Here is a 26,970-nt window from a genome sequence, read left to right on the forward strand (position 1 = left end):
GGAACACATGAGAAAGCACCTGAGGGCGGGACCCGTCGCGGGACTGTCGGTCGCCGTGTTCGGCACGATGCTGGCCGTACCGACGCAGGCGGTCGCCGTGGGCAAGGGCACTCCCAAGGGCGTCGTGGTGAAGTTCGACTGCAAGAACCGCACGGTGTCGGACAGGTACGGCACGACGACGTACCGCGGCTGCACCCGCAAGACCCCCTCGGGGAAGGGCACGCAGTACAAGGTGTACATCAAGACCAAGGACACCAAGAGGGACGGCGTGGGCTCGCACGCCGCCGTCTGGGCCGACAAGCAGGTGGTCCTCAACGTCTCCGCCGAGGGCAAGGGCAAGGAGTCCGCCTGGAAGAGCACGTACTGGATGGGGGGCAAGGGCCCGTACCGCGTCACCGCGTGACCGGGTGACGCGTCGTCGAGGGGGCCGGGTGCGCGAGCGCGCCCGGCCCCCTCGGCTGTGACTCCGGTCTCAGGCGTCAACCCCGCGTGGGGCGCCGGGCGTAGGACCGGCGACACACCACCCACACGAGGAGCCCGCCGATGACGCCACCGACCGCGACGGCCACGGGACGACGGCGTCGCCCGGGTGAGGGTGGAGCGCCCGCGGGGGCGTCCGCCGGACGCGTGCGCTCCGGTCGACCGGCCACCGCCACCCGTCCGTCGCGTAGGGGCGGGCGGTGCGGTGGGGGCGCCGAGTCGGCTCCGGACGCAGGGGAGTCGGGGCCGGGCACTGTCCCGCGGGCCCTGGACCGGGTCCGCGTCCGGGCGGGTGTCGTGGCGCGGGCGGCGTGGCCGGTTCTCGCCGTGCAGGCCGCCGCGGGGACGCTGCACCTGCTGATGCTCGCGCTGCTGCACCGCCCCGAACGCGGCACGCTGCGGGACCACGTGCTCGCGTGGGACGCCCGGCACTTCCTCACGATCGCGACGGACGGCTACCCGGACGGCTTCACGTACACGCCCGAGGGCGAACTCACCGGCAACGAGCTGGCGTTCTTCCCTCTCTATCCGCTGACGGTCCGGGCGGTGGGCGCGGCCACGGGCACCGAGCCGGAGACGGCGGCCCTGATCGCGACGCAACTCGCCTTCTGTGCGGCGCTGTTCGCGGTGCACCGGCTGGTGCTCTCGCTGCACGGTCCCCGGACGGCCCTGATCGCGATCGTGCTGCTGGCCGTCGCGCAGCCGATGGGCGTGGTCTTCCTGATGGGTTACAGCGAGGCGCTGCTGCTGGCGCTGGCCGCCGGGGCGTTGCTCGCCTGCCGGCGGGAGGCGTGGCTGACGGCGGGCGCGGCGGCCTGCCTGGCCGGGCTGACCCGGCCGACCGCGGCGGCGGTGACGCTGGCGGTCGCGGTGGCGGCGGTGCAGGCCGTGGTGCGGGAGCGGCGCGTCGGGTGGCGTCCGGTGGCCGGGGTCGCGCTGGCGGGGGTGGGGATACCGGCGTATGTGCTGTGGGTCGGCGACCGGCTGGGCCGCTGGGACGGCTGGTTCCGGGTGCAGGAGGCGGGCTGGGGGACGCACTGGGACACGGGCGCGGAGTTCGCCGGCTTCCTGCCGGGGGCGCTGGCGCGGGAGACGGACTGGGTGCCGGTGAGCACGGCGGTGCTCGTCCTGGTGCTGATCCTGCTCACGGTGGCGGCGTGGCGGACGCCGGGGTGGTTGCCGCTGCTGGTGTACGGGACGGGGGTGGTGGTGATCGCGCTCGGGCAGAGCAACTACTACCACTGCAAGCTGCGGATGCTGGTGCCCGCGGTGATCTTCCTGCTGCCCCCGGCCAGGGCGCTGGCGGCGGCGCATCCGCGGACGGCGGGGGTGTGCCTGGCGGGGGCGGGGGTGTTCGGGGCGTGGTACGGGGCGTCGATGCTGACGGTGTGGCCGTACGCCATCTGACCGGGCCCGGCCGTTCAGCCCGTCCGGCGTTCCGGACCGGGCCCGCCCCGTGGGCCCCGGCCGCGCGTCCGACCGGGCCCACCTCCTCGACCCGTCCGGCGTCTGGGACCGGGCCAACCTCTCCAGCCCGTCCGGCGATTGAGACCGGGCCAACCTCTCCAGCCCGTCCGGCGATTGAGGACACGGCCGCAGGCCGTGCTGCGACCACCGGGGGTCGGCGAATCCCGAAGCCGAGCCGGGTCCACGCCTCAATCGCCGGCGGGGCTGGGTGGTCGGGGCCGGCCAACCCCGCAGACTCGGCCCACCCCACGCCTCAAACGCCGGCGAGGCTGGATGGGCCCGGGCCGCGACACCGGCCCGGTCCGCGACGCGGGCCTACGTGTCGAGCGCGACGCGCCACTCCCGCACCGCGCCCGGCGAGACCGGCGCGTCCCACCCCGCCGGCCTCGCCGCCCCGCCGATGTGGAAGCCCTCCACACCCGCCGCCCGCAGCGCCGGCAGGTGGTCGAGGCGCAGGCCCCCGCCCACCAGCAGCATCGGCTCGTAACCCGGCTCGCTGCGGTGCGCCGCCTCGGAGAGCAGCGTCGGCAGGCCGTCGTCGACGCCCGCCGCCGAGCCCGCCGTCAGATACGTGTCCAGGCCCGGAACGTCCGCGAGCTGCTTCCGCAGCGCGCCCCGGTCCGCCGCGTGGTCGATCGCGCGGTGGAAGGTCCAGCGGCAGCCCTCCACCGCCGCCGCCAGGCGCTCGACCGCCGCCAGGTCCGGCAGCCCCTGCTCGTCGAGGAACCCGAGGACGAACTCGTCCGCGCCCGCCTCCCGCAGTTCCCCCGCCGTGCGGACCAGGGCGTCGACGGCGGCCTGCCCGCCCGCCGCGAAGCCGTCGGTCCGGCGCAGCATCACCCGCAGGGGGATGTCCACGGCCGCGCGGATGCGCGCGAAGGTCTCCGCGGAGGGGGTGAGTCCGTCCGCCGCCATGTCGGTGACCAGCTCCAGCCGGTCGGCGCCCCCGGCCTGCGCCGCGACCGCGTCCTCCGCGTCGAGAGCGATCACCTCAAGGAGTGCACGGTTGCTCATGGGCCCATTCCTCCGGGACATACGGGGCGGCGTCGCTTCGACCCGAGCGGCCGAAGAGGTCTGGAAGAGACCAGAAGAGGTCTAGTCCAATGTCCAGCCTAATACCCATCCGGCCCCGGAGCAGCCGCTCGAACCGCACCTGGTCCGTTCCCGCCCCTGCGGCCAATCCGGCACCCCTTGCATATAGATACCCCCTGGGGGTATACAGTGGATATCAGATACCCCCTAGGGGTACTCTGGCATCAGCGGACACCGACGAAGGAGCGCGGACATGCCGACCGCAGCCGTTCATCCGGCCCCCGGGGAAGCCCACGAGGTCGAACTCGCCATCGGCGGGATGACCTGCGCCTCCTGCGCGGCCCGGATCGAGAAGAAGCTCAACCGCATGGACGGCGTCGAGGCGACGGTCAACTACGCGACGGAGAAGGCCAGGGTCAGCTTCGCCGGCGAGGTCGCCGTGACGGACCTGATCGCGACGGTCGAGGCCACCGGCTACACCGCCCACGAGCCCGCCCCCGCCCGCCCGGCCGCCCCCGAGCACCACCAAGGCGGAGAAGGCCGCCACGACCACGGCACCCCCGCGGCCGGTGACGAGCTGCGCCCCCTGCGCCAGCGCCTGATCACCGCCGTGGTCCTGTCCGTCCCGGTGATCGCGATGGCCATGGTCCCCGCGTTCCAGATCGAGTACTGGCAGTGGCTCAGCCTCACCCTGGCCGCCCCCGTGGTCACCTACGCGGCCTGGCCCTTCCACCGCGCCGCCTTCGTCAACGCCCGGCACGGCGCGGCCACCATGGACACCCTCGTCTCGGTGGGCACCTCCGCCGCGTTCCTGTGGTCGCTGTGGGCGCTGTTCTTCGGCACCGCGGGCGAGCCGGGCATGACCCACCCCTTCGAGTTCACCATCGCCCGCGGCGACGGCGCGGGGAACATCTACCTGGAGGCCGCCGCCGGCGTCACCGCGTTCATCCTGGCCGGCCGGTACTTCGAGGCCCGGTCCAAGCGCACCGCCGGGGCGGCCCTGCGGGCCCTGCTGGAGCTGGGCGCCAAGGACGTGACCGTGCTGCGCGACGGCCGCCAGGAGACCGTCCCGGTCGGTGAGCTGGCGGTCGGGACCCGGTTCCTGGTGCGCCCCGGGGAGAAGATCGCCACCGACGGCACCGTGGTCGAGGGCTCCTCGGCGGTCGACGCGTCCATGCTGACCGGCGAGTCCGTCCCCGTGGAGGTCGCGGTCGGCGACGCCGTCACCGGCGCGACCCTGAACGCGGGCGGCCGGCTGGTCGTCGAGGCGACCCGGGTCGGCGGGGACACCCAACTCGCCCGGATGGCCCGCATGGTCGAGGACGCGCAGAACGGCAAGGCGGCCGCCCAGCGCCTCGCGGACCGGATCTCGGGCGTCTTCGTGCCGATCGTGATCGCCCTGGCGCTGGCCACCCTCGGCTTCTGGCTGGGCAACGGGGCCGGGCTGACCGCCGCGTTCACCGCCGCCGTCGCCGTGCTGATCATCGCCTGCCCCTGCGCCCTGGGCCTGGCCACCCCGACCGCGCTGATGGTCGGCACCGGGCGCGGCGCGCAGCTCGGCATCCTGATCAAGGGGCCCGAGGTGCTGGAGACCACCCGGTCCGTGGACACCGTCGTCCTCGACAAGACCGGCACCGTCACCACCGGCCGGATGACCCTGCTCGCCGTCCGCACCGCCGAGGGCACGGACGAGGCCGAGGTGCTGCGGCTCGCGGGCGCGCTGGAGCACGCCTCCGAGCACCCCGTCGCCCGGGCCGTCGCCACCGCGGCGGCCGAGCGCACCGGGCCGCTGCCCGACCCCGAGGACTTCGCCAACGTCCCCGGCCTGGGCGTGCAGGGCGTCGTCGAGGGCCGGGCCGTCCTCGTCGGACGCGAGCGGCTCCTCCACGAGTGGGCCATGGAACTCCCCGACGACCTGGCCGCCGCCCGGGACGCGGCCGAGGCCGCCGGCCGGACCGCGATCGTGGTGGCCTGGGACGGGGAGGCCCGCGCGGTCCTGGAGGTCGCCGACGCGGTGAAGGAGACCAGCGCCGAGGCCGTCCGCCGGCTGCGCGCCCTGGGGCTCGCGCCCGTGCTGCTGACCGGCGACAACCGGGCCGTGGCCGAGAGCGTGGCGGCCGAGGTCGGGATCACCGAGGTGATCGCCGAGGTCATGCCGGAGGACAAGGTGGAGGTGGTCCGGCGGCTCCAGGCCGAGGGCCGCAGCGTCGCGATGGTCGGCGACGGGGTGAACGACGCCGCCGCCCTCGCCCAGGCGGACCTCGGGCTCGCGATGGGCACGGGCACGGACGCGGCCATCGAGGCGGGCGACCTGACCCTCGTCCGGGGCGACCTGAACGCGGCACCCGACGCGATCGGCCTCGCCCGGCGCACGCTCTCCACGATCCGGACCAACCTGTTCTGGGCCTTCGCCTACAACGTGGCCGCCCTGCCGCTGGCCGCCGCGGGCCTGCTGAACCCGATGATCGCCGGGGCCGCGATGGCGTTCTCCTCGGTCTTCGTCGTCGGCAACTCGCTGCGGCTGCGGACCTTCAAGGCGGTCTGAGGCCCCCGCCCAGGGCCCCGGGGCCCTGGGCGGGGCGGGCGGGGCGGCCCCGGCGGCACAATGAGCCCATGCCCGCCGCCCCGCCGCCCCCGCACCCCGCCCACGACGACCTCCGCCGCCGCTGGCGCGAGGCCCTGCCCGACCTCCGGGCGCGACCGGAGGACGCCCCGGACCCCGACCGCTACGCCGAGGACCTGCTGCGCCGCTGGGCCGAACCCCAGCGGCGCTACCACACCACCGACCACCTGGTGGCCGTCCTGGACCGGATCGACGAGCTGGCCGCGCACGCACACGACCCGGCCGTGGTCCGCCTCGCGGCCTGGTTCCACGACGCCGTCTATCTGCCCGACCGCTCCGAGAACGAGGAACGCTCGGCCCGCCTCGCCGAGCGCGCCCTGCCCGAGCTGGGCCTCGACGCGCACCGCACCGCCGAGGTCGCCCGCCTGGTCCGGCTGACCGTCACCCACGACCCGGCCCCGGGCGACGCCGACGGCGAGGTGCTCTGCGACGCGGACCTCGCCGTCCTCGCCGCCGCCCCGCGGGCGTACGCGGCCTACGCGGCGGCCGTCCGCGAGGAGTACGCCTTCGTCCCCGAGGAGGCGTTCCGCGACGGCCGGGCGGCGGTCCTGCGGCAGCTCCTGGCCCTGCCCCGGCTCTTCCGTACGCCCTACGGGCAGGAGCGGTGGGAGGGCCCGGCGCGGCACAACCTGACCGTGGAGCTGGAGCTGCCGGCCGCATCGTGAGACGGTCCCGGACCACGGAATGACAGGGACGAACGCCGTGTTGGCACCTGTCATGCCCGAGTCCTCGGAACGCCTCGACACCGCCCCCCGCCTCACGAAGACGCACCCCGGCCCCGGCCCGGACCTCACCAAGGCGTCCCCCGGGCCGGGAGCGGCCACCGCCTCCCCCGCCGCCACCCCGCGCACCGCCGCCGCCACCCCGCGCCGGATGCCCCTCGCCGTCTATGTCCTCGGGCTCTCCGTCTTCGCGCTCGGGACCAGCGAGTTCATGCTCTCCGGTCTGCTGCCGCCGATCGCGGCGGACCTGGGCGTCTCCATCCCGCAGGCCGGGCTGCTGATATCCGCCTTCGCGATCGGCATGGTCGTCGGCGCGCCGCTGCTCGCGGTGGCGACCCTGCGGCTGCCCCGCCGCACGACCCTGATCACCCTCATCACCGTCTTCGGCCTGGGCCAGGTCGCGGGCGCGGTGGCCCCGACCTACGAGGTCCTGTTCGCCTCCCGGGTGATCAGCGCGCTCGCCTGCGCCGGGTTCTGGGCGGTCGGCGCGGCGGTCGCCGTGGCGATGGTGCCGGTGACCTCGCGGGCCCGCGCGATGGCCGTGATGATCGGCGGCCTGTCGATCGCCAATGTGCTGGGCGTCCCGGCGGGCGCGTTCCTCGGCGAGCACCTCGGCTGGCGCTCGGCGTTCTGGGCGGTGGGCGCGGCCTCGGCCGTCGCGCTCGTCGGCGTCGCCACCCTGATCCCGCGCATCCCGCTTCCCGCCGAGCGGCCCCGGCTCACGCGGGAGCTGGCGATCTACCGGGACCGGCAGGTGTGGCTGGCGATCGCCGTCACCGCGCTCGCCGCGGGCGGCGTCTTCTGCGCGTTCTCCTACCTGGCCCCGCTGCTCACCGATGTCGCCGGGCTGGCGGACGGCTGGGTCCCCACGGTGCTGGGCCTCTTCGGCCTGGGCGCGCTGGTCGGCACCACCATCGGCGGCCGGGTGGCCGACGCGCACCTCTTCGGCGTGATGCTGTGGGGCGTCACCGCCTCCACCGTCCTGCTCGCGGCCCTGGCCCTCCTCGCCTCCCTCCCCGTCGCGGCGGTCGCGCTCTCCTTCCTGCTGGGCGTCTCCTCCTTCTTCACCGCCCCGGCCCTCAACGCCCGCATGTTCAACGTCGCCGGCGCGGCCCCCACCCTGGCGGGCGCGACGACCACCGCCGCGTTCAACCTCGGCAACACCGGCGGCCCCTGGCTCGGCGGCACGGTCATCGACGCGGGCCTCGGCTTCGCCGCCACGGCCTGGGCGGGCGCCGCCATGACGATCGCCGCCCTCGCCCTCGTCGCCGCCTCCCTCCGCCTCCACCGGCGGGCGGGGGGCGGTTCCGTGCGTGTCCCGGTTCTTGATCACCCGATCGTGGGACGCTGAGGCGAACGCGTTCGCGGAGCGATCCCCGGCCCCTACGTTGCGGAGCGTCAGGGCCACCGAGAGAGGACTCCGCGATGACCGCGCTACTGGTCGAGCCCGAGCTGTGGGAAGCGGAGGATGACATGCCGTCGTGGGACTACCTGCTGAGCACCTGGCAGGAACTGGACGTGCCGGAGGGCTGGCGCGCCGAGATCGACGAAGGGCAGATCACCTTGGTACCGCCGCCGGACGACGGACACAACCTCATCGCGGCGCGGGTCCACAGGGCGCTGATCAGAACACTGCCCAGCAGCTGGGACGTGTTCCAGACCCTCCGGCTGTTCCTCTACCGCGACGAGCGCCTGTACATCCCGGATCTCGTCGTCGTGCCCACCGATGTGCTCGTGGAGCGCGCGAAGAAGAAGGAGAAGGCTCCGCTGTCGGCTGCCGAGGCCGCGCTCGCCGTCGAGATCGCCTCACGGGGCAACGCCTCGCACGACCGGCGGGCGAAGCTGCACGCGTATGCGAACGGCGGTGTGCCGCTGTACCTGCTGATCGACCGCTTCGACGACGGCGGGCCGGCCGTCACCCTGTTCTCGGAGCCGCACGAGGGCCGGTACCGGACCGGGCTGCGCAAGCCGTTCGGTGAGACCTTCGCGCTCCCGGAGCCGTTCGACGGCGAGCTGGACACCACCGGCTTCGTCTTCTGACCGCACCGGGCTCCGCGTCGTCGCGCGGGCCCGGGCCGCTCAGGCGTGGGGGCGGCCCTTGGGGCGGCGGAGGCCGGCGGCCGTGATGCGGCGGACGAGTTCCTTGGAGCCGATCTCGACCGCGCCCGCGGCGACCGCGTCGGCGTAGCGGTGGGAGGGCACGTCGTAGTGGTCGCGTTCGAAGGCGCGCCGGGGGCAGCCGATCGACGCGGCGAAGGTGTGCAGCTCCTCGAAGGAGGCGTCGCTCACCAGGTGGGACCAGAGGCGCCCGTGGCCCGGCCACTCGGGCGGGTCGATGTAGAGCGTCACCGCAGGCCGCCGACCGGGGCGACCACCACGCCCGCCTTCTCGCACACCCAGCGCGGGTCGGCCCCCAGCTCGGGGTCGACCGCCAGCGCGTGCGGATCGCCCGCGTCGCACACCGGACAGAGCGGCCAGCGGCCGTAGCGTTCCAGCAGGGCGTCCTGGACGTCCTGGGCGACGAGCCCGGCCACGTACTCCGCACCCTCGGGCCACTGCTCGACCCACCAGCGGCGGTGCGTCACCGCGTCCTCGACCAGGGAGACGACCTCCGCCTCGGCCACGTCCCGCGCGGCGAGGTCCGCGAGGACCAGGGCACGGGCCGCGTGCAGAGCCTGCTCCAGCGTGTCGGGGCCGTTCGCGTCGGGGTCGGGGGTGTTCATCCACCCATTGTCACCCGGTGCCCGGGGGGCTTGACGCGACCCGAAATGTGAAAATACCTTTCATAGGTGACCTATCCAGTGAAGGAAATTTTCAACGGTGAGGCACCGCCCGCGCCCGCGGCCCTGGCGGCGAAGGTGCGCACACTCTCCCCGTCCATGACCCGTTCCATGCAGCGCGTCGCCGAAGCCGTCGCCGACGACCCGGCGGGCTGCGCCGCGCTCACGGTCACCGGACTCGCCGAGCTGACGGGCACCAGCGAGGCGACCGTCGTCCGCACCGCCCGCCTCCTCGGCTACCCGGGCTACCGGGACCTGCGCCTGGCCCTCGCCGGCCTCGCGGCCCACCAGGAGTCCGGCCGCGCCCCCGCCCTCACCACCGACATCGCCGTCGACGACCCGATCGGGGACGTCGTCGCCAAGCTCGCCTACGACGAGCAGCAGACCCTCGCCGACACCGCCGCCGGGCTGGACACCGTGCAGCTCGGCGCGGCGGTCGCGGCCGCGTCCACGGCCCGGCGCATCGACATCTACGGCGTGGGCGCCTCCTCTCTCGTCGGCATGGACCTGGCGCAGAAGCTGCTGCGCATCGGCCTGATCGCGCACGCGCACGCCGATCCGCACCTCGCCGTCACCAACGCGGTGCAGCTCCGCTCCGGGGACGTGGCCATCGCGATCACCCACTCCGGCTCGACGGGGGACGTCATCGAGCCGCTGCGGGTGGCGTTCGACCACGGGGCGACGACCATCGCGATCACCGGTCGTCCGGACGGCCCGGTCTCGCAGTACGCCGACCATGTCCTGACCACGTCCACGGCCCGCGAGAGCGAGCTGCGGCCGGCCGCGATGTCCTCGCGGACCAGCCAACTCCTCGTCGTGGACTGCCTGTTCATCGGCGTGGCGCAGCGGACGTACGAGTCGGCGGCACCCGCGCTGGCCGCGTCGTACGAGGCGCTGGCGCACCGGCACAGCCCGCGCACCACGCGCTGAGCGGCGCCCCCGGCCCCCCTTCCGACTCCACACCCGCACGCCGTACGTCCCGAGAAAGCAGAGCCGCTCTCCATGACCTCCACCTACGGTGAACTCCGCGCCCAGCTCGCCACGCTCGCCACCGAGGCGTTCCGCCCCGAGCTGGCCGACATCGACCGGCTCCCGACGGCGGAGATCGCCCGGATCATGAACGGCGAGGACGCGGGCGTCCCGGCGGCCGTCGCCGACCGGCTGCCCGTGATCGCGGCGGCGATCGACGCCACGGCGGAGCGCATGGCGCGCGGCGGCCGCCTGGTCTACGCGGGCGCGGGCACGGCGGGCCGGCTCGGCATCCTGGACGCGAGCGAGTGCCCGCCGACGTTCAACACGGACCCGTCGGTGGTGGTGGGCCTGATCGCGGGCGGCCCGGCGGCCATGGTCACGGCGGTGGAGGGCGCGGAGGACAGCAAGGAGCTGGCCGCGTCCGACCTGGACGGCCTGAAGCTCACGGCGGACGACACGGTCGTCGGCGTCTCCGCGTCCGGCCGCACCCCGTACGCGATCGGCGCGGTCGAGCACGCGCGGGAGCTGGGCGCGCTGACGATCGGCCTGTCCTGCAACGCGGGCAGCGCGCTGGGCACGGCGGCCGAGCACGCGATCGAGGTGGTGACCGGCCCCGAACTCCTCACCGGCTCCACGCGGTTGAAGGCGGGGACGGCGCAGAAGCTGGTCCTCAACATGATCTCGACGATCACGATGATCCGGCTGGGCAAGACGTACGGGAACCTGATGGTCGACGTCCGCGCCTCGAACGACAAGCTCCGCGCCCGCTCCCGCCGGATCGTCGCCCTGGCGACGGGCGCGCCGGACGCGGAGATCGAGGCGGCGCTGGAGGCGACGGACGGCGAGGTGAAGAACGCGATTCTGGTGCTGCTGGCGGGGGTGGACGCGGGGGTGGCGGCGGGGTTGCTGGCGGGGACGGGGGGGCATCTGCGGGCGGCGCTGCCGCCGGGGGCGTCCGCGGGGGCGTGAGGCCCGGCGGCCTCGGGCCCGGTGGAGTTTGACCCCGACCACTCCAGTCCCGGCGGGGTTTGACCCCGACCAGTCCAGCCTCGCCGGCGTTCGACCCCGACCACTCCAGCCTCGCCGGCGTTCGACCCCGACCACTCCAGCCTCGCCGGCGTTTGAGGCGCGGGGTCCGGGGCGGAGCCCCGGCGGACCGGACCGGACCGGGCCGGGCCGAGGTCCCGGGCCCGCTCGCCCCGGTGGTCGCCGCACGGCCTACGGCCGCGTCCTCAAACGCCGGACGGGCTGAAGACGCACGCCCCGTCACGACACCCGGTCCCGCACCACCACCCGCCCCTTCCGAATCGTCGCCACCCTCGACGCCCTCCTCGCCAGCGCCGAATCATGCGTCACCATCACAAAGGTGAACGCGTGCTCCTCCCAGAGCCCCTCCAGCACGTCCATCACCTCGTCCCGCATCGACTCGTCGAGGTTCCCCGTGGGCTCGTCCGCCAGCAGCACCCCGGGCCGCTTCACCAGCGCCCGCGCGATCGCCACCCGCTGCTGCTGCCCGCCGGACAACTCCCCCGGCAGATGCCGCAGCCGCTCCCCCAGCCCCACCGACGCCAGCGCCTCCCCCGCCCGCTCCCGGCGTTCGCGCGCACCCAGCCGCAGCGGCACCAGCGCGGTCTCGACGTTCTCCTGCGCGGTCAGCGTCGGGATCAGGTTGAAGCCCTGGAACACAAAGCCGATCTTCTCCGCGCGCACCCGCGTCAACCGCGCCTCCGGCAGGGTCGCCAGGTCGGTCTCGTCGAGCAGCACGCTCCCCTCGCTCGGCCGGTCCAGGCCGCCGAGCATCTGGAGGAGCGTGGACTTGCCCCCGCCCGTGGGCCCCTGGATCACCAGCCGCCCGCCGTCCGGGATGGTCAGGTCGACGCCGTCCAGCGCGTTCACCGTGTCCCTGCCGCGCCGGTAGCGCTTGACCACTCCACTGAGCTGGTACATCTTCAACTCCTGTCTTGCCAAAGGAAATACGTGCACACGCGGCGACCGAACGCCCCACCGGCGCCGCTCACCCGAGCCGCCGCAACGCGTCCGCCGGCCGCAGCCGAGAGGCCCGCCACCCGCCGAACGCGCCCGCGACGAGTCCTCCGGTGACCGCCAGCGCGACGGCGAGGCCGACCGTGGTGAGCGAGACGGGCGCGGTGAGCGCGATGTCCAGGGCCCGCGACGCACCCCCGGGGCCGTCACCACCGGGCCCGGTCATACGCACCCCGCCGCCGCGCCCGAAGGCCCCCGCCCCGCCGCCGAGTTCGGCGGTGAGCGTCGGCCCGAACGCGGTGATCAGCCATGCGCCCGCGAGCCCGACGGCGATTCCGAGCGCCCCGCCGATCAGGCCGTTGACCAGCGCTTCTCCGGCGACCTGCCGGGTCACCCGCCCGCTGCGCCAACCGAGTGCCTTGAGCGTGCCGAACTCGCGGACGCGTCGGCTCACCGCCGAGGAGGTGAGCAGTCCGGCGACCAGGAACGCCGCTCCGAGGACCAGGTACGACAGCCACTTCCCGACGCCCGAGGCGAGACCGGCGGCCGTGGACAGGGAGCCCGATACCGTGTCCGCGAGGTCGGCGGAGGTGGTCACCGTCGTCCCGGGGACGTTCTTCTGCACGGCCTCCTTGACGCCCTCGATGCGTTGCGAGTCCTCGGCGCGGACGTAGACGGTGGTCACCTTGTCCTTGGCGTCGGCCAGGGTCTGCGCCTGCTTCAGGGGGAGGTAGACCTGGGCGGCGGCGTCCCCGCTGTCGGCGGTCGCGATGCCGATGACCTCGAACTTCTCACCGGACACGGTGAGTTCGCCGCCCACCTCGATGCCCTTCTCCTTCGCCCACGCGCTGTCGAGGACGACGACCCGCGCGTCCTTCTCGTCCGCGCGGAAGGTCCGGCCGGAGGTGATCTTCGAGGTGGTGAGCGGGCCGAGGTCCTGACGGGTGACGTCGGTGCCGTAGGCGGTGTACGCGTCCACGTCGAAGGCCGCGCCCCCGCCGCGCACGGTCCCGCCGGCAGGCCCGCCGCCGGCGCCCGGCCCGTCCTGCTCACCCTGCCCGTCCCGTGGCACGGTCTCCACCGCGCCGCGCGTGAACTCGCCGTCCACCTTCATGACCCGGATGCTGAGCCCGCCGACCGCGTCCGCGACCCCGTCCTGCCGGGCGACCTGGGAGACGGTGGACGAGGCGAGCGACTGGAAGCCCTGCACCATGACGATGTCCTGGCTCTGCTGCGCGCCTTCCTCACCCTCCTCCCCCGCGTCGAACTCGAAGCGCGGCGCCCGCACGGCCCCGCCCTCGCCGGGCGGCTCGGCGGCCTTGGTGACGGTCATATCGGTGCCGAGCCCGTACAGCGACTCCAGCACCCGCTCCTGGGCCCGGTTCATGCCGGTGGAGACCGAGTTGACGACGATGACCAGCGCGATCCCGACCGACAGCCCCGAGGCGACGACGAGCGCCGCCTTCCTTCGACGGCGCAGCTCGCGCCGGAGGTAGGTGAAGAACATGGCGCGAAGGTAGGAGCGGGGTGTGATGAACGGTTAAGGCCCGGATGAGAGCCGGATGAGTCTTCTCACCTCCCGTCACCCTCCCCGCCCACCCGAAACCACAAAACAAATTCTGCAAAACTTCTTTTGCAGAACCCGTCATCCGCTCTACGCTCACCCCATGCCCACCGAACCCCGCCGTCGCGTCCTCGACCCCACCCGGGACACCGCCGCGCTCAAGGCGCTCACGCATCCACTGCGCATCCGGCTGCTCGGGCTGCTGCGGCAGCACGGACCGGCGACCGCGAGCGAACTGGCCGTGCGCACGGGCGAGTCGTCCGCGTCGGCCAGCTACCACCTGCGGGTGCTGGCCCGCCACGGCTTCATCACGGAGGCCGAGCACCGGGACGGGCGCGAGCGCCGCTGGCAGGCCGCACACGAGCTGACGAGCTGGTCCAACGCGGCGATGACCGGCTCCGCCGAGGCCCGCGCCTTCGTGGACGCGGCACGCGGGGCCCAACTCACCCACCTGGAACGGTCGCTGGCGGCCCACGCCGAGGACGTGGCGACGGGCCGGGCCGGGCCCGCGTGGGTGGAGGCGGCGGGGATCACGGACCTGGTGCTGCGTCTCACGCCCGAGTCGCTCACCGAACTGTCGGAGACGTTCACGCGCACCGCGCTGGCACTGGCCGCGCGGGACGAGGGCGCCCCCGGCGCGGAACAGGTCGTCCTCGTCACGGCCGGCGTCCCCGTCCTCCCCTCCCGCTCCCGCTCCCCCTCCCCCGAGCCCGAGCCCGAGCCCGAGCCCGAATCCGAATCCGGACCCGGATCCACTGCCTCCGCGGAGACGGACGAATGAACCCCACCACCGCCCGCCGCCGCTTCGCCGCCGTCACCTTCTTCTTCTGGCTGCCCGTCGGCCTCTACATCCCGTCCCAGGTCCTGCTGCTCACCGAGCGCGGCATGGGACTCGCCGCCGTCGCCGGGCTGTTCGCCGTCCACTCGCTGACGGTGTCCGCGCTGGAGCTGCCCACCGGCGGCCTCTCCGACGTCCTCGGCCGCCGGCCCGTGCTCGCGGTGTCCGGGCTGCTCAACCTCGGCGCGCTGCTGCTGCTCGCGCTCGGCGGCTCCCTGTGGGTGCTCGCCGGCGCGATGCTCCTGCTCGGCTCGGGCCGCGCGCTCTCCAGCGGCCCGGCGGAGGCGTGGTACGTGGACACCGTGCAGGCGTCCGCCGGGCCCGGGGCCGAGCTGCGCACCGGGCTGGCGCGCGGCGGCGCGGCCGCCGCGGCCGCCCTCGCCGCCGGGACCCTCGCGGGCGGTGCGCTGCCGCTGCTGGCCGGGCTGCTCCCGGGCCCCGGGGTGCGGGCGGCGACCTCCGGTCTCGTCCTGCCGCTGTCGGTCCCGGCGCTGCTGGGCGCCCTGGTGTGCGTCGGCTACATCGCGTACGTCCTCACCGCCCTGCCCGAGCCGCCGCGCCCGCCCGCGACCGCGCGGTCCGTGCTGCGCGGCGTCCCGTCCACCGTCCTCGCGGGGCTGCGGCTCGGGACGGGGGACGCCCTCGTCCGCAGGCTGCTGCTGACGGCGGGCGCGACCGGCGCGGCCCTCGCCCCGCTCGAACTCCTCGCCCCGGCCCGCGCGGCGGGCCTGACCGGCGGGGCGGAGTCGGGCGCGGTGCTGTTCGCGGTGATGGCCTGCACGGGCTTCGCCTGCACGGGCCTCGGCAGCCACCTCGCACCGCGCACGGCCCGCTGGGCGGGCGGCAGCGGCGAACGGGCGGTGCTGCTGAGCCTCGCCGTGAGCGCGTCCGGGCTGCTGCTCCTGGGCGTGACGGCCCACGCGCCCGTCGCCACGCACCCGTTCGCCCTGACCGGCGCGGCGACGGGCTACGCCCTGGTCTATCTCGGCCTCGGCTCGGCGAGCCCGAACGCCAACGAGCTCCTCCACCGGCGTGTGGACGGCTCGGTACGGGCGACGGCCCTGTCCGTCCAGTCCCTCGCCCTCCAACTCACCGGCGCCCTCGCGGGCCTGGCCGCAGGCACCCTCCCCACGGGCCCCCTCCCCTGGCTCCTGGCCGGCGGGGCCCTCCTGACGGCGGCCCTGCTGTGGCTCCGCGCCGCGAACACGCCGCCGGGGGCGGGGGATTCGGTCCGTCTGCAGGTGGTGTCAGCGGCCCCCGCACACCGTGCCGCACCGGCCTGTGACACCGGACAGAGCTGACGTGCGAGAGCGCGCTCCCGGGCGGCTACGGTGGGCCGACCTGGCCGCGCTCCAGGCGGTCGACTGGGCCTCCGTGTGGGCCGGCACTCCCCAGGGCGGATCCCCCGGAGTTCGACACCTGGTGCGGCCGCCCCGGCCCCGCACGTCGTGATCGAGCAGGTGGTCTCCTTCAACGCCTGGACCTCCGACGTGCCCGGAGGCGCCCGCGTCCTGGTCGCACTGCACGCTCCCGGCCGGTACGCCTCGTGAGGCCGGGCCCTGGGTGAGGAGGCGCCCCCGCCCCCGGCGTCCCTCGGCCCTGGCCTGCCCCCGGAGGTCTCCTCACCCCCGCAGCCGCACCCCGTGCCGGACGCGGAGGCGGTCGATCTCCCAGTAGGCGACCGCGGTGACGGACAGCGGGCCGCAGAAGACCGCGAGGATCTGGATCAGGGGCGGGCCCGGGGGCATGCCCGCCGTGACGAGGTTGATCACGGCGAGCTCCCACACCAGGACGCCGGTCAGCAGCGCGGGCAGTGCCGCGTGGACCTCGGAGGTGCCGAAGGCGGTGCGGACCATCGTCGGGGAGCCGAAGCCGACGAAGCAGAGCATCCACAGCACCGGGTAGAGCAGCGCCAGGGACAGGAACGGCGACCAGGGCTTCCCCTGGAAGTAGTCACCGACCGCCATGACCAGCGCGAACATCACCGGCACCAGGGTGAAGGCCCCGAAGTACCAGAGCACCATCCGTACGGGCCGCCGCAGCCGGGACCGCATCCCGGGGCGGGCGGCCGACGGGGCGAGGCGGAAGAGGAGGACGATGACCAGGGGCGCGGTGAGCAGCAGCAGCCAGGGCGTGATCGCCAGGCGCAGCAGGTACTGGTCCTGGACCTCGGCCCAGTCCTGGTCCGTGCCGTAGGCGGTCAGGATCAGCAGGGAGGCGGCCAGCGCGATCCACGCCCTGGTCCGCTGCACCTTCCACACCTGTGGATCGTGGATGCGGCGGTGCAGTTCGGAGGGGAACTTCCGCCGCGACTGCGTGCGCGCCGACCGCGCCACCGGGTACGCGAACAGCAGCAGCAGACCCGGTACGCAGCAGATGAGCAGCGGCAGCAGATAGCAGCCGCTGACCCGGGTTCCCGACAGCAGCTCCCGCAGCGTCGGCCACTCGTCCTCACGGAACCGGGCCCACAGCGACGTCGACCCGGGCGGGGGCACGTATGGCGGGGGCACATGTGGCCCGGGGCCATGTGGGGGTGGAACGTGTGGCGGCGGCCCATAGGGCCCGGGCCCATAGGGAGGCGGCACAGGTGGGGGCGGCCCATAGGGGCCGCCCCCATAGGGATTCCCGCCCCCATAGGGATTCCCCCCCCGTAGGGGTTGTTGGGCCCCGGCCCGCCGCCGTCCGGCCCGTACGGATGGTGTCCCCCGACTGTCACTGCGCTGCGCTCCCTTTCACGGCCGTGCCCGCCACCGCGCGGGCGGCGCCGATCATCCCAGAGCATTGAACCGCCTCGCCTCGTGCCGAGGAGACCGATTACCGGGACCACCGTCGCGATCCGGCCACCCCGAGCCGAAAGAGGCCCGTACAAAGCCCAGTTGGCGAAGGTCGGCGACCGGCGGGCGATGGATGCCAAGCCGGATGATGTCCGCTAGCCTGACGGCCATGGACGGGGGACTGGAAAAAAATTCTGGTTTGCGGGGGAGCGGAGCCAAGGCTCCGGAAGCGGGGGATCCCAGCAGGATCGGACCCTTCAGGCTACTCGGGGTGCTCGGTTCCGGCGGGATGGGCCGGGTGTACCTCGGCGCCTCGGAGGGGCGGTACGCCGCCGTCAAGCAGGTGCTCCCCGCGCTCGCCGAGGACGAGGACTTCCTGCGGCACTTCGGCCATGAGCTGGACAACCTGGCCCGGCTGCCCGACGGCGTCAGCGCCCGGCTGCTGGCGAGCGACCGGGCCGGACGCCCTCCGTGGTTCGCCACCGAGTACATCCCCGGCATCACCCTCAGCGAGGCGGTCCGGCTGCACGGCGGCGCCCTGCCGGGACCGGGCCTGTGGCGGCTGCTGCGGGACGCGGCGGACGGGCTGCGCGCGGTCCACGACCTGGACATGGTCCACCGCGACCTCAAGCCCTCCAACGTCATGCTCACCGGCGAGGGCGTGACCCTGATCGACTTCGGCGTGGCCCGGGCCGCCGACCAGAGCCGGCTGACGCGCACCGGCATGGTCATCGGCACCCCGGCGTACATGGCCCCCGAACAGGCCGTCGCCGGCCGGACGCTGACCGGCGCGGCGGATGTGTTCGCCCTCGGCAGCCTGCTGCTGTTCGCGGCGAACGGGCGCCCGCCCTTCGGGGACGGGTCCGGCCTCGAACTGCTCTACCGGATCGTCCACTCCGACCCCGACCTCGGCGACCTGGCCACCACCCACCCGGCCCTGGCCGAGGTGATCACGTCCTGCCTCGCCAAGGACCCGGAGGAGCGCCCGACGGCGGAGGAGCTGTACGCCCTGGCCGGCGACCACACGCTCCCCCTCCCGGCCGCCGCCGCGTCCTCGCCCTGGCCGGGCGCGGTCGCGGAACGGATAGCCGAGCGGGCGGCGTTCGCGGCGACCGACCCCGGCCCGGACCCGGACCCGGTCCCCGACCCCGACCCGGACCCCGAACCGGCCGCCGCCACCACACCCCCGGGAACCCCCGGCACACCGGCCCCCGCCGCCCCTGCCCCCGCTCCCGCTCCCGCTCCCGCTCCCGCCACACCCAACACCCCCGAACCCGTCGTGTCCGGGCCCCACCCGCCCGAGCCCCGGAAGCGCGGCGGACGGCTGCGCCGCCCGCTGCTCCTCGTCGTGCCGGTGATCGTGGGTACGGGGACGACGCTCACCATCGCGCTCGCCCCGCACGACGGTTCCACTCCGGAGGCCGCGCCCTCCGTCTCCGCCCCGCCGTCCACCGGCGGCGACCAGTCCGCACCGCCCGCGTCCCCGTCACCCGGGGCCGACGCCTCCAAGGGCCCCTCCCCGGCGGGCGACGAGCGCCCCGACGGCAAGGACCCGAAGGACCCCAAGAACCCGAAAGACCCGGGCAACCCCAAGGAGCCGGGCGCCCCCGGCCCCGGTGGCGGGGCCGCCGCCGGCGGCGCGGGCAGTGACGGCAGCGGCGGTGACGGCGGCGGCTCCACCGGCTCCGGCACCAAGCCCGGCGGCTCCACGAACAGCGGCGCCGGCTCCGGAAGCGGCGGCTCGGGCGACTCCGGCGGCAGCGCGAGCGGCGGCGGCAGCGGCTCGGGAGGCGGCGGTGACGGCGGTGGCGGCGGAAGCACCCCCGCCCCCGGCGCCCCCTCCGGCAGCCCCTACCTCAAGAACGCCTCCCTCGGCCGCTGTCTGGCCGAGTCCGTCAACCCGTTCAGCGGCTCGTCCACCGTCACCAACTCCGTGTGCGGGGAGCCGTCGAGCAACGGCACCACCATGAACTACCGCTGGATCTACCGCGCGACCTCCGGCGGCTACCGGATCGTCAGCAAGAACACCGGCAAGTGCCTGAAGTCCAACGGACCGGCCGGACTCGCCGTCGACGCGTGCAGCGGCTCCGAGTACCAGACCTGGCGCATCGGCGCGAAGACCTCCGGCGGCCACACCCTGGTGAACGTGGCCGAGGGGCGCTGCCTCCAGATCGCCGGCCAGTTCGGCTTCCAGACCCAGCCGTGCAAGCCCTCGGACCCGGCCCAGCTCTGGCGCAGCTCCTGACCGGAGCAGGGCCCGCGTCCACCCGAGCACGACCGAGACCCGGGATCCGGGACCCGAGCGCCTTTACTGAGGAACGGGTGGAGGGCCCCAACCCGCCCACCCACCCTGCTCGTTGACATGCACGCTGACGTGCGGCGACGGATTTGCCACACAGCGTCACCGCGCTCTACCGTTCCGTCCTGACAACCGAATCCGATAAACGAACGACCCCCGCTGGTGCACCAACACCGAACGGGGGTCTGACCAACAAGATCGAGAGAGAGTCGATCCATGGCTGACGCCGAGTATAGTGACGCCCCGTACCCCGTAGCCAATCCCGGCTACGGCAAGCGCTCCGTCCCCGGACAACTCCCGCCCACAGGTGACGACTTCGGTCACCTCCGGCCACGGGACGCGGCCATCGCCTCCTTCATCGACCGGCGGCGCGACAACGATGACATCTCCCTGAAGACGCTGGCCAAGTACACCGTGTACGGGCAGACGGCGGTCGGCAGCGCGCTGCGGGCCCTGGTCGCGGCAGGGCATCTGCGACGCGGGCTGGAAGCGGTGACGTCGGAGTCGGGTTCCACCCTGTGGGTGACCCGCACATGGTGGTCACGCACACCACGAAACGACGCCTGGTGGGACGCGTACGCCAAGGGCGAGCTTCCGGCCGGGACGGCCGAGTCGCGTCCGCCCCGGCCCACCCGCTCCCGGGCGTACATCCTGCTCGCCGCGCTCGGGCGGGAGAACCCGGTGCTGTCCCTCTCGCACCTGGACTGCACCCTCCTCGCGCCGCTGGTGGAGGAGTGGTTCTCGCGGGACGCGACCGAGCGTCAGGTGCTGCACGCGCTGACGGTCGGGCTGCCCGTACCCGTCCACCACCCGGCCGCGCTCGTCCGCCGCCGCCTGCGCGACAAACTCCCGCCCGCACCCCCGCCACCCCCGCCCCGGCCGGACCGGCCCCGCATCCTGGAGTGCTCCGAGTGCGGCCGCCCGCCGGGCGCGGGGGTGACGTTGCGGCGGGGACTGTGCGACCGCTGCCGTGGCGTACCGCGCATGGACCCACCGCCCGCCCTTCCGCCCGCCCGCGTCCACGCCCTCGCCGCCGAGGCCCGCGCGGCGGCCGGCCGCCCACCGGAGAGGACACCCGTGTGACCGTTCAGCTCCAACACCCCTTGCGCAGGGCACGATGGAGGCGAGGAGGCGAAGCCATGACCCCGATTTCCGCCGACAAGCCCCAGATGTCCACAGAGGACTTCGAAGAGATCGAACGCCATGCCCCGGAGACGGTGCGGCTCGAGTTCATCAACGGAAAACTGGAGGTCAAGCCGGTGCCCGACGGCGACCACGGAGAAATCCTCATGTGGCTGCTGAGGCAGTGCATGCAGCACCGCCCCGACCTCGCGCTCTATCCCGAGCGCGGTCTGGTCGTCGGCGCCTACCGCAAGGGCCGAGCCCGACCGGACGGTGCTCTGGCCCAGACGGGGCACTTCGCCGGGCACGGCGAGTGGTCCAGCCCGGAGGGCGTGCTGATGACCGTGGAAGTCACCTCGCACGACTACGACACCGACCGCCGCGACCGCACCGAGAAGCGCGACGGCTACGCCGGGGCCGGCATCCCCGTCTACCTCCTGATCGACCGGGACAAGGGCACCGTCGTCGTCCACAGCGAACCCGAGGACGGCACCTACCGACTCGTGCGCATCCACCCCTATGGCAAACCCGCCGAACTCCCCGACCCCGTCGGCATCACCCTCGACACCGAGAAGCTCAAGGACTACTCGGGCTGACCGGCCGCCCGCACGCCCCCTGCGGAAACGGAATCGGGAACGCACGCGCACAGAGCCCGCCGCACCCGGGCCGCGGGAACGCCCGAGGGCGGCACCCCCTGTGGGGTGCCGCCCTCGGTCCGTGCGGACGGGTCCGATCCGGAAGCCGGATCAGAAGTCCATGTCACCGCCCGGCATGCCGCCGCCGGCCGGGGCCGCGGCCTTCTCCGGCTTGTCGGCGATGACGGCCTCGGTGGTGAGGAACAGCGCGGCGATGGAGGCCGCGTTCTGCAGGGCGGAACGCGTCACCTTCGCCGGGTCGATGATGCCCTCGGCGATCATGTCGACGTACTCGCCGGTCGCGGCGTTCAGACCGTGGCCGACGGCCAGGTTGCGCACCTTCTCCACGACGACGCCGCCCTCGAGACCACCGTTGACGGCGATCTGCTTCAGCGGGGCCTCCAGCGCGAGCTTCACGGCGTTGGCGCCGGTCGCCTCGTCGCCGTCCAGCTCCAGCTTCTCGAAGACCGCGGAGGCCTGGAGCAGGGCCACGCCACCACCGGCGACGATGCCCTCCTCGACGGCCGCCTTGGCGTTGCGCACGGCGTCCTCGATGCGGTGCTTGCGCTCCTTGAGCTCGACCTCGGTCGCGGCGCCGGCCTTGATGACGGCCACGCCGCCGGCCAGCTTCGCGAGGCGCTCCTGGAGCTTCTCGCGGTCGTAGTCCGAGTCGCTGTTCTCGATCTCGGCGCGGATCTGGTTGACCCGACCGGCGACCTGGTCGCTGTCACCGGCACCGTCGACGATGGTGGTCTCGTCCTTGGTGATGACGACCTTGCGGGCGCGGCCCAGCAGGTCCAGGCCGGCGTTCTCCAGCTTGAGGCCGACCTCCTCGGAGATGACCGTACCGCCGGTGAGGATGGCGATGTCGTTCAGCATGGCCTTGCGGCGGTCGCCGAAGCCCGGGGCCTTGACGGCGACGGACTTGAAGGTGCCGCGGATCTTGTTGACGACCAGGGTCGACAGGGCCTCGCCCTCGACGTCCTCGGCGATGATCAGCAGCGGCTTGCCGGACTGCATGACCTTCTCCAGCAGCGGAAGGAGGTCCTTCACGTTGCTGACCTTGGAGTTGACGATCAGGATGTACGGGTCGTCGAGGGACGCCTCCATACGCTCCATGTCGGTGGCGAAGTACGCCGAGATGTAGCCCTTGTCGAAGCGCATACCCTCGGTGAGCTCCAGCTCCAGACCGAAGGTCTGGGACTCCTCGACGGTGATGACGCCTTCCTTGCCGACCTTGTCCATGGCCTCGGCGATCAGCTCGCCGATCTGGGTGTCGGCGGCGGAGATGGAGGCCGTGGAAGCGATCTGCTCCTTGGTCTCGACATCCTTCGCCTGCTCCAGCAGCGCACCGGAGACGGCCTCGACGGCCTTCTCGATGCCGCGCTTCAGGGCCATCGGGTTGGCGCCGGCGGCGACGTTGCGCAGACCCTCGCGGACGAGCGCCTGGGCGAGGACGGTCGCGGTGGTCGTACCGTCACCGGCGACGTCGTCCGTCTTCTTGGCGACTTCCTTGACCAGCTCGGCGCCGATCTTCTCGTACGGGTCCTCGAGCTCGATCTCCTTGGCGATGGAGACACCATCGTTGGTGATCGTGGGGGCGCCCCACTTCTTCTCAAGGACGACGTTGCGACCCTTGGGACCAAGGGTGACCTTGACGGCGTCGGCGAGCTGGTTCATCCCGCGCTCGAGACCGCGCCGTGCCTCCTCGTCGAACGCGATGATCTTGGCCATGTGAAGTGTCCTCCCGGACCTGTGGGTCCCCCCGCGCCGAAGGCAACGGGGGAGGATTGCATCGGATCGCGTCCGGCGCCCGCGACGGCCGGCCTGCGCGCCCTGCGGTTCCTTGCCCCGCACGGCCCGCGGGCCACACCGACCCGATCCAAGTTCTGTCACTCTCACTCGGAGAGTGCTAACGCCAATGATTAGCACTCGACCCCGGTGAGTGCAAGCGCCTTCGAAGACCATGGAGGGCGGCGGGTGGGCGCGGGCATGCGCGAGGGGCCCGCATCCCGGTGGTCGGGATGCGGGCCCCTCGGCGTGAGTGCGTCGGTGGCCGAACGCGCCTGGATCAGTCGGATCAGACGGCGAGCTTGACCATGTCCGCCTGCGGACCCTTCTGGCCCTGCGAGATCTCGAACTCGACCCGCTGACCCTCTTCAAGGGTGCGGTATCCGTCCATCTGAATCGCGCTGTAGTGGACGAAAACATCCGCACCACCGTCGACCGCGATGAAGCCGTACCCCTTCTCCGCGTTGAACCACTTGACGGTGCCCTGAGCCATGCCTAACTCCCCTATTACTGGCCCTTGCGCAGGACCGCACTTCGCGGACCCGGGTCAGACCTCACCCCGACAGGAGGGGTGTGCGCCGGAACGCGTCGACCGCGGCTGAATGTATCTGCACAACTGCCCTCTGCAACAGGTCAATCGGACGAGAAATCCAGGCAGGACCGATCGTTCGATCCGTACCAATCCGCTGAATTCCGGGGCAAGTCGGGCCCGACAAAGCGGCACTATTGAGGCAATTCGATCGCAGAGTTTGGCCGCTTTCTTGCGGTGCGGCTCAAATGCTCTCCCGCTGCGCGGCCGGGGTTTCCCAGACTCTACCGCGCCTAACCATGCAGAATCGCCCCCTCCGCTTAGCTCGCGGAAAGGGCGATCCAGGTAACTCCGGGTAACTCACGGGCGTTGCGCACGAAACGCCCGGGCCGGCCCCGAGGCCGGACGGCCCCGTGCCGGCCCCGTCGGCTCAGCCGCCGGCCACCGCCGGGATGATGGAGACGCCCGCGCCGTCCGGCGTCGCCGTCTCCAGGCCCTGCTCGAAGCGCACGTCGTCGTCGTTCACGTACACGTTCACGAAGCGGCGCAGCTTGCCCTGGTCGTCCAGGACGCGCGCGGCGATACCCGTGTGGTTCTTCTCCAGGTCGGCGATGACCTCGGCGAGGGTCGCGCCCTCGGCCGGGACCTCGGCCTGCCCGCCCGTGTAGGTGCGCAGGATGGTGGGGATGCGGACGTTGACGCTCATGCGAGGCCAGCCTCTCGGAAAGAGTCCAGGTTGGGTCGGATGACAGCGGTCATACCCGTCGTGGGGGCGACCGCGTCGAGGGTCTTGAGGCCGTCACCCGTGTTGACGACGACCGTCGTCAGGGACGGGTCGATGAGACCGGCCTCGATCAGCTTCTTGGCCACGCCGAGGGTCACCCCGCCCGCGGTCTCCGTGAACACGCCCTCCGTGCGGGCGAGCAGCTTGATCGCGTCGACGATCTCCTCGTCCGTGACGTCCTCGACCGCGCCGCCGGTGCGTCGGCAGATGTCCAGCACATACGGTCCGTCGGCCGGGTTGCCGATCGCCAGGGACTTGGCGATGGTGTCCGGCTTCTGCGGCCGGACCACGTCGTGGCCCGCCTTGAAGGCGACGGAGACCGGGGAGCAGCCCTCGGCCTGGGCGCCGAAGACCTTGTACGGCTTGTCCTCGACGAGCCCCAGCCCGATCAGCTCCTGGATCCCCTTGTCGATCTTGGTGAGCTGGGAGCCGGACGCGATCGGGATGACGATCTGGTCCGGGATCTCCCACCCGAGCTGCTCGCAGATCTCGTACGCGAGGGTCTTGGAGCCCTCCGCGTAGTACGGGCGCAGGTTGACGTTGACGAAGCCCCAGCCCTCGCCGGCCGGGTCGCCGATGAGCTCGGAGCAGAAGCGGTTGACGTCGTCGTAGTTGCCCTCGATGCCGACGAGTTCACCGCCGTAGACGGCGGCCATGACGACCTTGCCCTGCTCCAGGTCGTGCGGGATGAACACGCAGGAGCGGAAGCCGGCCCGGGCCGCCGCGGCGCCGACCGCGCCCGCGAGGTTGCCGGTGGAGGAGCAGGAGAGGGTGGTGTAGCCGAAGGCGCGGGCGGCCTCCAGGGCCTGGGCGACGACCCGGTCCTTGAAGGAGTGCGTCGGGTTGCCGGAGTCGTCCTTGACGTGCAGCCTGCCGGGCTCGACGCCCAGCTCGCGGGCGAGGTTGTCGGCCCGCACGAGCTTGGTCCAGCCCGGGTTCAGGTTCGGCTTGCCGGCCACGTCGGCGGGGACGGGCAGCAGGGGCGCGTAGCGCCAGATGTTCTCGGGGCCGTTCTCGATCTGCTTGCGCAGCGCTTCCGGGTCGCCGCTCGGGATGTCGTACGCGACTTCGAGCGGCCCGAAACAGGCTTCGCAGGCGAAGATCGGGCCGAGGTCGAAGCGCTCGCCGCACTCGCGGCAGGAGAGCCCGGCGGCGGGTCCGAGGTCGACGGCGCCGGCCCGGGAAGCGGTGGCGGAGGTGGCGTCGGAAGCGGCGTCCGTGGAGGTCGCGACGGTCTGTGCAGCCATGGAGGCGAGGCCCTTTCTCCTCATCTTCCTCATGGCGCATCTCGCCATGAGACGGATTTGGCACCTTCCCTAGCCGGGAGCCTCGCTTCGTGGTGAACGAGACCGGCTGGAGGGTTGCCGGGGCTTCAACGGGCCGTTTCCCTCTGCCCCTCTGGATGAGCGGTATTCGATTGTCCGAACGGAACGACCCCGACATGCGACGGTCATCCGCGTTGTTCAAGACTGTAACCGAACCCCCGGACGGTCCGAGACGGTCGTCCGATCCGCGAGATGGAGATCACGTGCTGGAAGAGGTGGAGCGCTGGCTGGCCCGGCGGTCCTGGACGGTGGCCGACCGCCCGCTGGACCGGCTGATCGCCGCCAAGCAGGGCACGTCCGGCCGGCGGGGCACCACGGTCAGCGTCGTCCTCCCCGCGCTGAACGAGGAGGAGACGGTCGGCGAGATCGTCACCGTCATCCGCGAGGAGCTGATGACGGACGCGGTGCCGCTCGTGGATGAGCTGGTGGTCGTGGACTCCGGCTCGGCCGACCGCACCGCCGAGGTCGCGGCGGCGGCGGGCGCGCGGGTGGTCCACCGGGACGCGATCCTGCCCCGGCTGCCGGCCGTGCCCGGCAAGGGCGAGGTGCTGTGGCGGTCCCTGCTGGTCACCGGCGGGGACGTGGTCTGCTTCGTCGACGCCGATCTGCGCGACTTCTCCGCGGACTTCGTCACCGGGACCGTCGGCCCCCTGCTCACCGAGCCGGACGTGCACTTCGTCAAGGCGATGCACGACCGGCCGCTCGGCGCCGAGCCGGGCCAGGGCGGGCGGGTGACCGAGCTGGTGGCCCGGCCGCTGCTCAATCTGCACTGGCCGCAGCTGGCCGGCTTCGTCCAGCCCCTCGGCGGTGAGTACGCGGCCCGCCGCTCGCTGCTGGAGCAGCTGCCGTTCCCGGTGGGCTACGGGGTGGAGCTGGGGCTGCTGGTGGACGCGCTCGGCACGGTCGGCCTGGACGCCCTGGCCCAGGTGGACGTCGGCACCCGCAAGCACCGCCACCAGGACGGCCGGGCGCTGGGCCGGATGGCGGCGACGATCTACCGGACCGCCCAACTGCGCCTGGCCCGGGGCCACTTGGTGCGCCCCTCGATCACCCAGTTCGAGCGTGCGGAGGACGGGTTCGTGCCGCGGACGTACGCGGTGGACACGGAGGAGCGGCCGCCGATGCGCGAGATCGGAGAGTACGCGGCCCGCCGCGCGGCCTGAGAAAGTGTTGGGTAAGCCGTTGATCACTCGTGGTTGAGGTCTTCGGTGAGGCGTCGGGCTGCTTCGGTCTCGATGGGGCCGTGCGGC

24 protein-coding genes and 1 riboswitch are annotated in these 26,970 nt (G+C 73.2%); of the genes, 14 read left to right on the forward strand and 10 right to left on the reverse strand.

Translation table 11 applies throughout. The annotated features are described in order from the left end of the window. The first annotated feature begins 7 nt into the window (after positions 1-7). Both ABZ457_RS25855 and ABZ457_RS25860 read left to right on the forward strand, forming a co-directional pair. A complete protein-coding gene (locus ABZ457_RS25855) occupies positions 8-403 on the forward strand; it encodes a hypothetical protein (RefSeq protein ID WP_359161708.1) in 396 nt (131 codons plus the stop codon). Positions 404-807: 404 nt separating this feature from the next. Next, the gene (locus ABZ457_RS25860; RefSeq protein WP_359161711.1) at positions 808-1,887 is read left to right on the forward strand and encodes a glycosyltransferase 87 family protein; all 1,080 of its coding nucleotides are present in this window, start codon (positions 808-810) and stop codon (positions 1,885-1,887) included. Between the two features lie 375 nt (positions 1,888-2,262). Here ABZ457_RS25860 and ABZ457_RS25865 read toward each other — a convergent pair whose 3' ends face one another. Beyond that, positions 2,263-2,961, reverse strand: coding sequence for a copper homeostasis protein CutC (locus ABZ457_RS25865; RefSeq protein ID WP_359161714.1), 699 nt, complete (start codon positions 2,959-2,961; stop codon positions 2,263-2,265). 271 nt (positions 2,962-3,232) lie between these two features. On the opposite strand from ABZ457_RS25865, the gene ABZ457_RS25870 reads away from it, so the two are divergent. From ABZ457_RS25870 to ABZ457_RS25885, 4 genes are all read left to right on the forward strand, one after another. Then, positions 3,233-5,524 carry a heavy metal translocating P-type ATPase gene (locus tag ABZ457_RS25870; protein WP_359161717.1) on the forward strand — a complete coding sequence of 764 codons (2,292 nt, stop codon included), beginning with the start codon at positions 3,233-3,235 and terminating at the stop codon, positions 5,522-5,524. 68 nt (positions 5,525-5,592) lie between these two features. Then, positions 5,593-6,267 carry a hypothetical protein gene (locus ABZ457_RS25875; RefSeq protein ID WP_359161720.1) on the forward strand — a complete coding sequence of 225 codons (675 nt, stop codon included), beginning with the start codon at positions 5,593-5,595 and terminating at the stop codon, positions 6,265-6,267. A 208-nt stretch (positions 6,268-6,475) separates the two neighbouring features. After that, on the forward strand, positions 6,476-7,675 hold the full coding sequence (locus ABZ457_RS25880; RefSeq protein ID WP_359161771.1) for a Cmx/CmrA family chloramphenicol efflux MFS transporter: 1,200 nt from the start codon (positions 6,476-6,478) through the stop codon (positions 7,673-7,675). 74 nt (positions 7,676-7,749) lie between these two features. Beyond that, the gene (locus ABZ457_RS25885) at positions 7,750-8,364 is read left to right on the forward strand and encodes a Uma2 family endonuclease (protein ID WP_359161722.1); all 615 of its coding nucleotides are present in this window, start codon (positions 7,750-7,752) and stop codon (positions 8,362-8,364) included. 39 nt (positions 8,365-8,403) lie between these two features. On the opposite strand, the gene ABZ457_RS25890 is transcribed toward ABZ457_RS25885, so the two are convergent. Beyond that, a complete protein-coding gene (locus tag ABZ457_RS25890; protein ID WP_359161724.1) occupies positions 8,404-8,673 on the reverse strand; it encodes a DUF4031 domain-containing protein in 270 nt (89 codons plus the stop codon). Beyond that, positions 8,670-9,047, reverse strand: coding sequence for a hypothetical protein (locus tag ABZ457_RS25895; RefSeq protein ID WP_359161726.1), 378 nt, complete (start codon positions 9,045-9,047; stop codon positions 8,670-8,672). Before ABZ457_RS25895 ends, ABZ457_RS25890 begins: the two co-directional genes overlap by 4 nt. A gap of 66 nt (positions 9,048-9,113) precedes the next feature. Here ABZ457_RS25895 and ABZ457_RS25900 point away from each other — a divergent pair, with 66 nt between their 5' ends. Both ABZ457_RS25900 and murQ read left to right on the forward strand, forming a co-directional pair. Next, positions 9,114-10,034: a MurR/RpiR family transcriptional regulator gene (locus ABZ457_RS25900; protein ID WP_026277538.1), complete on the forward strand. Its 921-nt coding sequence runs from the start codon at positions 9,114-9,116 to the stop codon at positions 10,032-10,034. 72 nt (positions 10,035-10,106) lie between these two features. After that, positions 10,107-11,045: an N-acetylmuramic acid 6-phosphate etherase gene (murQ, locus tag ABZ457_RS25905; protein ID WP_359161730.1), complete on the forward strand. Its 939-nt coding sequence runs from the start codon at positions 10,107-10,109 to the stop codon at positions 11,043-11,045. 297 nt (positions 11,046-11,342) lie between these two features. On the opposite strand, the gene ABZ457_RS25910 is transcribed toward murQ, so the two are convergent. Together ABZ457_RS25910 and ABZ457_RS25915 are read right to left on the reverse strand one after the other, a co-directional pair. Next, positions 11,343-12,023 (reverse strand): ABC transporter ATP-binding protein, encoded by a 681-nt coding sequence (locus ABZ457_RS25910; protein ID WP_359161733.1) that lies wholly within the window; start codon positions 12,021-12,023, stop codon positions 11,343-11,345. A 67-nt stretch (positions 12,024-12,090) separates the two neighbouring features. Further along, a complete protein-coding gene (locus ABZ457_RS25915; RefSeq protein WP_359161736.1) occupies positions 12,091-13,566 on the reverse strand; it encodes an ABC transporter permease in 1,476 nt (491 codons plus the stop codon). A 160-nt stretch (positions 13,567-13,726) separates the two neighbouring features. Here ABZ457_RS25915 and ABZ457_RS25920 point away from each other — a divergent pair, with 160 nt between their 5' ends. Together ABZ457_RS25920 and ABZ457_RS25925 are read left to right on the forward strand one after the other, a co-directional pair. Then, positions 13,727-14,404 (forward strand): helix-turn-helix domain-containing protein, encoded by a 678-nt coding sequence (locus ABZ457_RS25920; protein ID WP_359161739.1) that lies wholly within the window; start codon positions 13,727-13,729, stop codon positions 14,402-14,404. Continuing rightward, on the forward strand, positions 14,401-15,762 hold the full coding sequence (locus ABZ457_RS25925; protein WP_359161741.1) for an MFS transporter: 1,362 nt from the start codon (positions 14,401-14,403) through the stop codon (positions 15,760-15,762). The genes ABZ457_RS25920 and ABZ457_RS25925 overlap by 4 nt, the downstream gene beginning before the upstream one ends. A gap of 321 nt (positions 15,763-16,083) precedes the next feature. Here ABZ457_RS25925 and ABZ457_RS25930 read toward each other — a convergent pair whose 3' ends face one another. Next, positions 16,084-16,956 (reverse strand): hypothetical protein, encoded by an 873-nt coding sequence (locus tag ABZ457_RS25930; protein ID WP_359161744.1) that lies wholly within the window; start codon positions 16,954-16,956, stop codon positions 16,084-16,086. Between the two features lie 550 nt (positions 16,957-17,506). Between ABZ457_RS25930 and ABZ457_RS25935 the strand changes: the two genes are divergently transcribed. From ABZ457_RS25935 to ABZ457_RS25945, 3 genes are all read left to right on the forward strand, one after another. Next, on the forward strand, positions 17,507-19,480 hold the full coding sequence (locus ABZ457_RS25935; protein WP_359161747.1) for a protein kinase: 1,974 nt from the start codon (positions 17,507-17,509) through the stop codon (positions 19,478-19,480). A 270-nt stretch (positions 19,481-19,750) separates the two neighbouring features. Further along, entirely contained in the window at positions 19,751-20,617 is an 867-nt protein-coding gene (locus ABZ457_RS25940) for a hypothetical protein (protein ID WP_359161750.1), read from the forward strand. Between the two features lie 56 nt (positions 20,618-20,673). Further along, positions 20,674-21,252 carry a Uma2 family endonuclease gene (locus ABZ457_RS25945; protein ID WP_359161753.1) on the forward strand — a complete coding sequence of 193 codons (579 nt, stop codon included), beginning with the start codon at positions 20,674-20,676 and terminating at the stop codon, positions 21,250-21,252. Positions 21,253-21,402: 150 nt separating this feature from the next. On the opposite strand, the gene groL is transcribed toward ABZ457_RS25945, so the two are convergent. The 4 genes from groL to thrC form a co-directional block, all read right to left on the reverse strand. Next, a complete protein-coding gene (groL, locus tag ABZ457_RS25950) occupies positions 21,403-23,025 on the reverse strand; it encodes a chaperonin GroEL (RefSeq protein ID WP_359161756.1) in 1,623 nt (540 codons plus the stop codon). Between the two features lie 346 nt (positions 23,026-23,371). Next, entirely contained in the window at positions 23,372-23,575 is a 204-nt protein-coding gene (locus ABZ457_RS25955) for a cold-shock protein (RefSeq protein WP_005315736.1), read from the reverse strand. 466 nt (positions 23,576-24,041) lie between these two features. Continuing rightward, positions 24,042-24,317, reverse strand: a complete 276-nt coding sequence (locus ABZ457_RS25960; protein WP_018847107.1) for a MoaD/ThiS family protein — start codon at positions 24,315-24,317, stop codon at positions 24,042-24,044. Continuing rightward, a complete protein-coding gene (thrC, locus tag ABZ457_RS25965; protein WP_359161762.1) occupies positions 24,314-25,666 on the reverse strand; it encodes a threonine synthase in 1,353 nt (450 codons plus the stop codon). Before thrC ends, ABZ457_RS25960 begins: the two co-directional genes overlap by 4 nt. Continuing rightward, positions 25,660-25,804: riboswitch (SAM riboswitch) on the reverse strand. Its footprint overlaps the gene before it by 7 nt. Positions 25,805-25,923: 119 nt before the next feature. On the opposite strand from thrC, the gene ABZ457_RS25970 reads away from it, so the two are divergent. Continuing rightward, complete coding sequence (locus tag ABZ457_RS25970) at positions 25,924-26,883, forward strand: glucosyl-3-phosphoglycerate synthase (protein ID WP_359161765.1); 960 nt, start codon at positions 25,924-25,926, stop codon at positions 26,881-26,883. Positions 26,884-26,970: the final 87 nt, after the last annotated feature.

Origin of the sequence: Streptomyces sp. NPDC005805 (genome assembly GCF_040630445.1) — a bacterium.
GTDB lineage: Bacteria > Actinomycetota > Actinomycetes > Streptomycetales > Streptomycetaceae > Streptomyces.

Coding starts and splice junctions, on each gene's coding strand:
- ABZ457_RS25855 (WP_359161708.1), top strand. CDS start 8: ATGAGAAAGCACCTGAGGGCGGGACCCGTCGCGGGACTGTCGGTCGCC.
- ABZ457_RS25865 (WP_359161714.1), bottom strand. CDS start 2,961: ATGAGCAACCGTGCACTCCTTGAGGTGATCGCTCTCGACGCGGAGGAC.
- ABZ457_RS25870 (WP_359161717.1), top strand. CDS start 3,233: ATGCCGACCGCAGCCGTTCATCCGGCCCCCGGGGAAGCCCACGAGGTC.
- ABZ457_RS25875 (WP_359161720.1), top strand. CDS start 5,593: ATGCCCGCCGCCCCGCCGCCCCCGCACCCCGCCCACGACGACCTCCGC.
- ABZ457_RS25880 (WP_359161771.1), top strand. CDS start 6,476: ATGCCCCTCGCCGTCTATGTCCTCGGGCTCTCCGTCTTCGCGCTCGGG.
- ABZ457_RS25885 (WP_359161722.1), top strand. CDS start 7,750: ATGACCGCGCTACTGGTCGAGCCCGAGCTGTGGGAAGCGGAGGATGAC.
- ABZ457_RS25895 (WP_359161726.1), bottom strand. CDS start 9,047: ATGAACACCCCCGACCCCGACGCGAACGGCCCCGACACGCTGGAGCAG.
- murQ (WP_359161730.1), top strand. CDS start 10,107: ATGACCTCCACCTACGGTGAACTCCGCGCCCAGCTCGCCACGCTCGCC.
- ABZ457_RS25910 (WP_359161733.1), bottom strand. CDS start 12,023: ATGTACCAGCTCAGTGGAGTGGTCAAGCGCTACCGGCGCGGCAGGGAC.
- ABZ457_RS25915 (WP_359161736.1), bottom strand. CDS start 13,566: ATGTTCTTCACCTACCTCCGGCGCGAGCTGCGCCGTCGAAGGAAGGCG.
- ABZ457_RS25920 (WP_359161739.1), top strand. CDS start 13,727: ATGCCCACCGAACCCCGCCGTCGCGTCCTCGACCCCACCCGGGACACC.
- ABZ457_RS25925 (WP_359161741.1), top strand. CDS start 14,401: ATGAACCCCACCACCGCCCGCCGCCGCTTCGCCGCCGTCACCTTCTTC.
- ABZ457_RS25940 (WP_359161750.1), top strand. CDS start 19,751: ATGGCTGACGCCGAGTATAGTGACGCCCCGTACCCCGTAGCCAATCCC.
- ABZ457_RS25945 (WP_359161753.1), top strand. CDS start 20,674: ATGACCCCGATTTCCGCCGACAAGCCCCAGATGTCCACAGAGGACTTC.
- groL (WP_359161756.1), bottom strand. CDS start 23,025: ATGGCCAAGATCATCGCGTTCGACGAGGAGGCACGGCGCGGTCTCGAG.
- ABZ457_RS25955 (WP_005315736.1), bottom strand. CDS start 23,575: ATGGCTCAGGGCACCGTCAAGTGGTTCAACGCGGAGAAGGGGTACGGC.
- ABZ457_RS25960 (WP_018847107.1), bottom strand. CDS start 24,317: ATGAGCGTCAACGTCCGCATCCCCACCATCCTGCGCACCTACACGGGC.
- thrC (WP_359161762.1), bottom strand. CDS start 25,666: ATGAGGAGAAAGGGCCTCGCCTCCATGGCTGCACAGACCGTCGCGACC.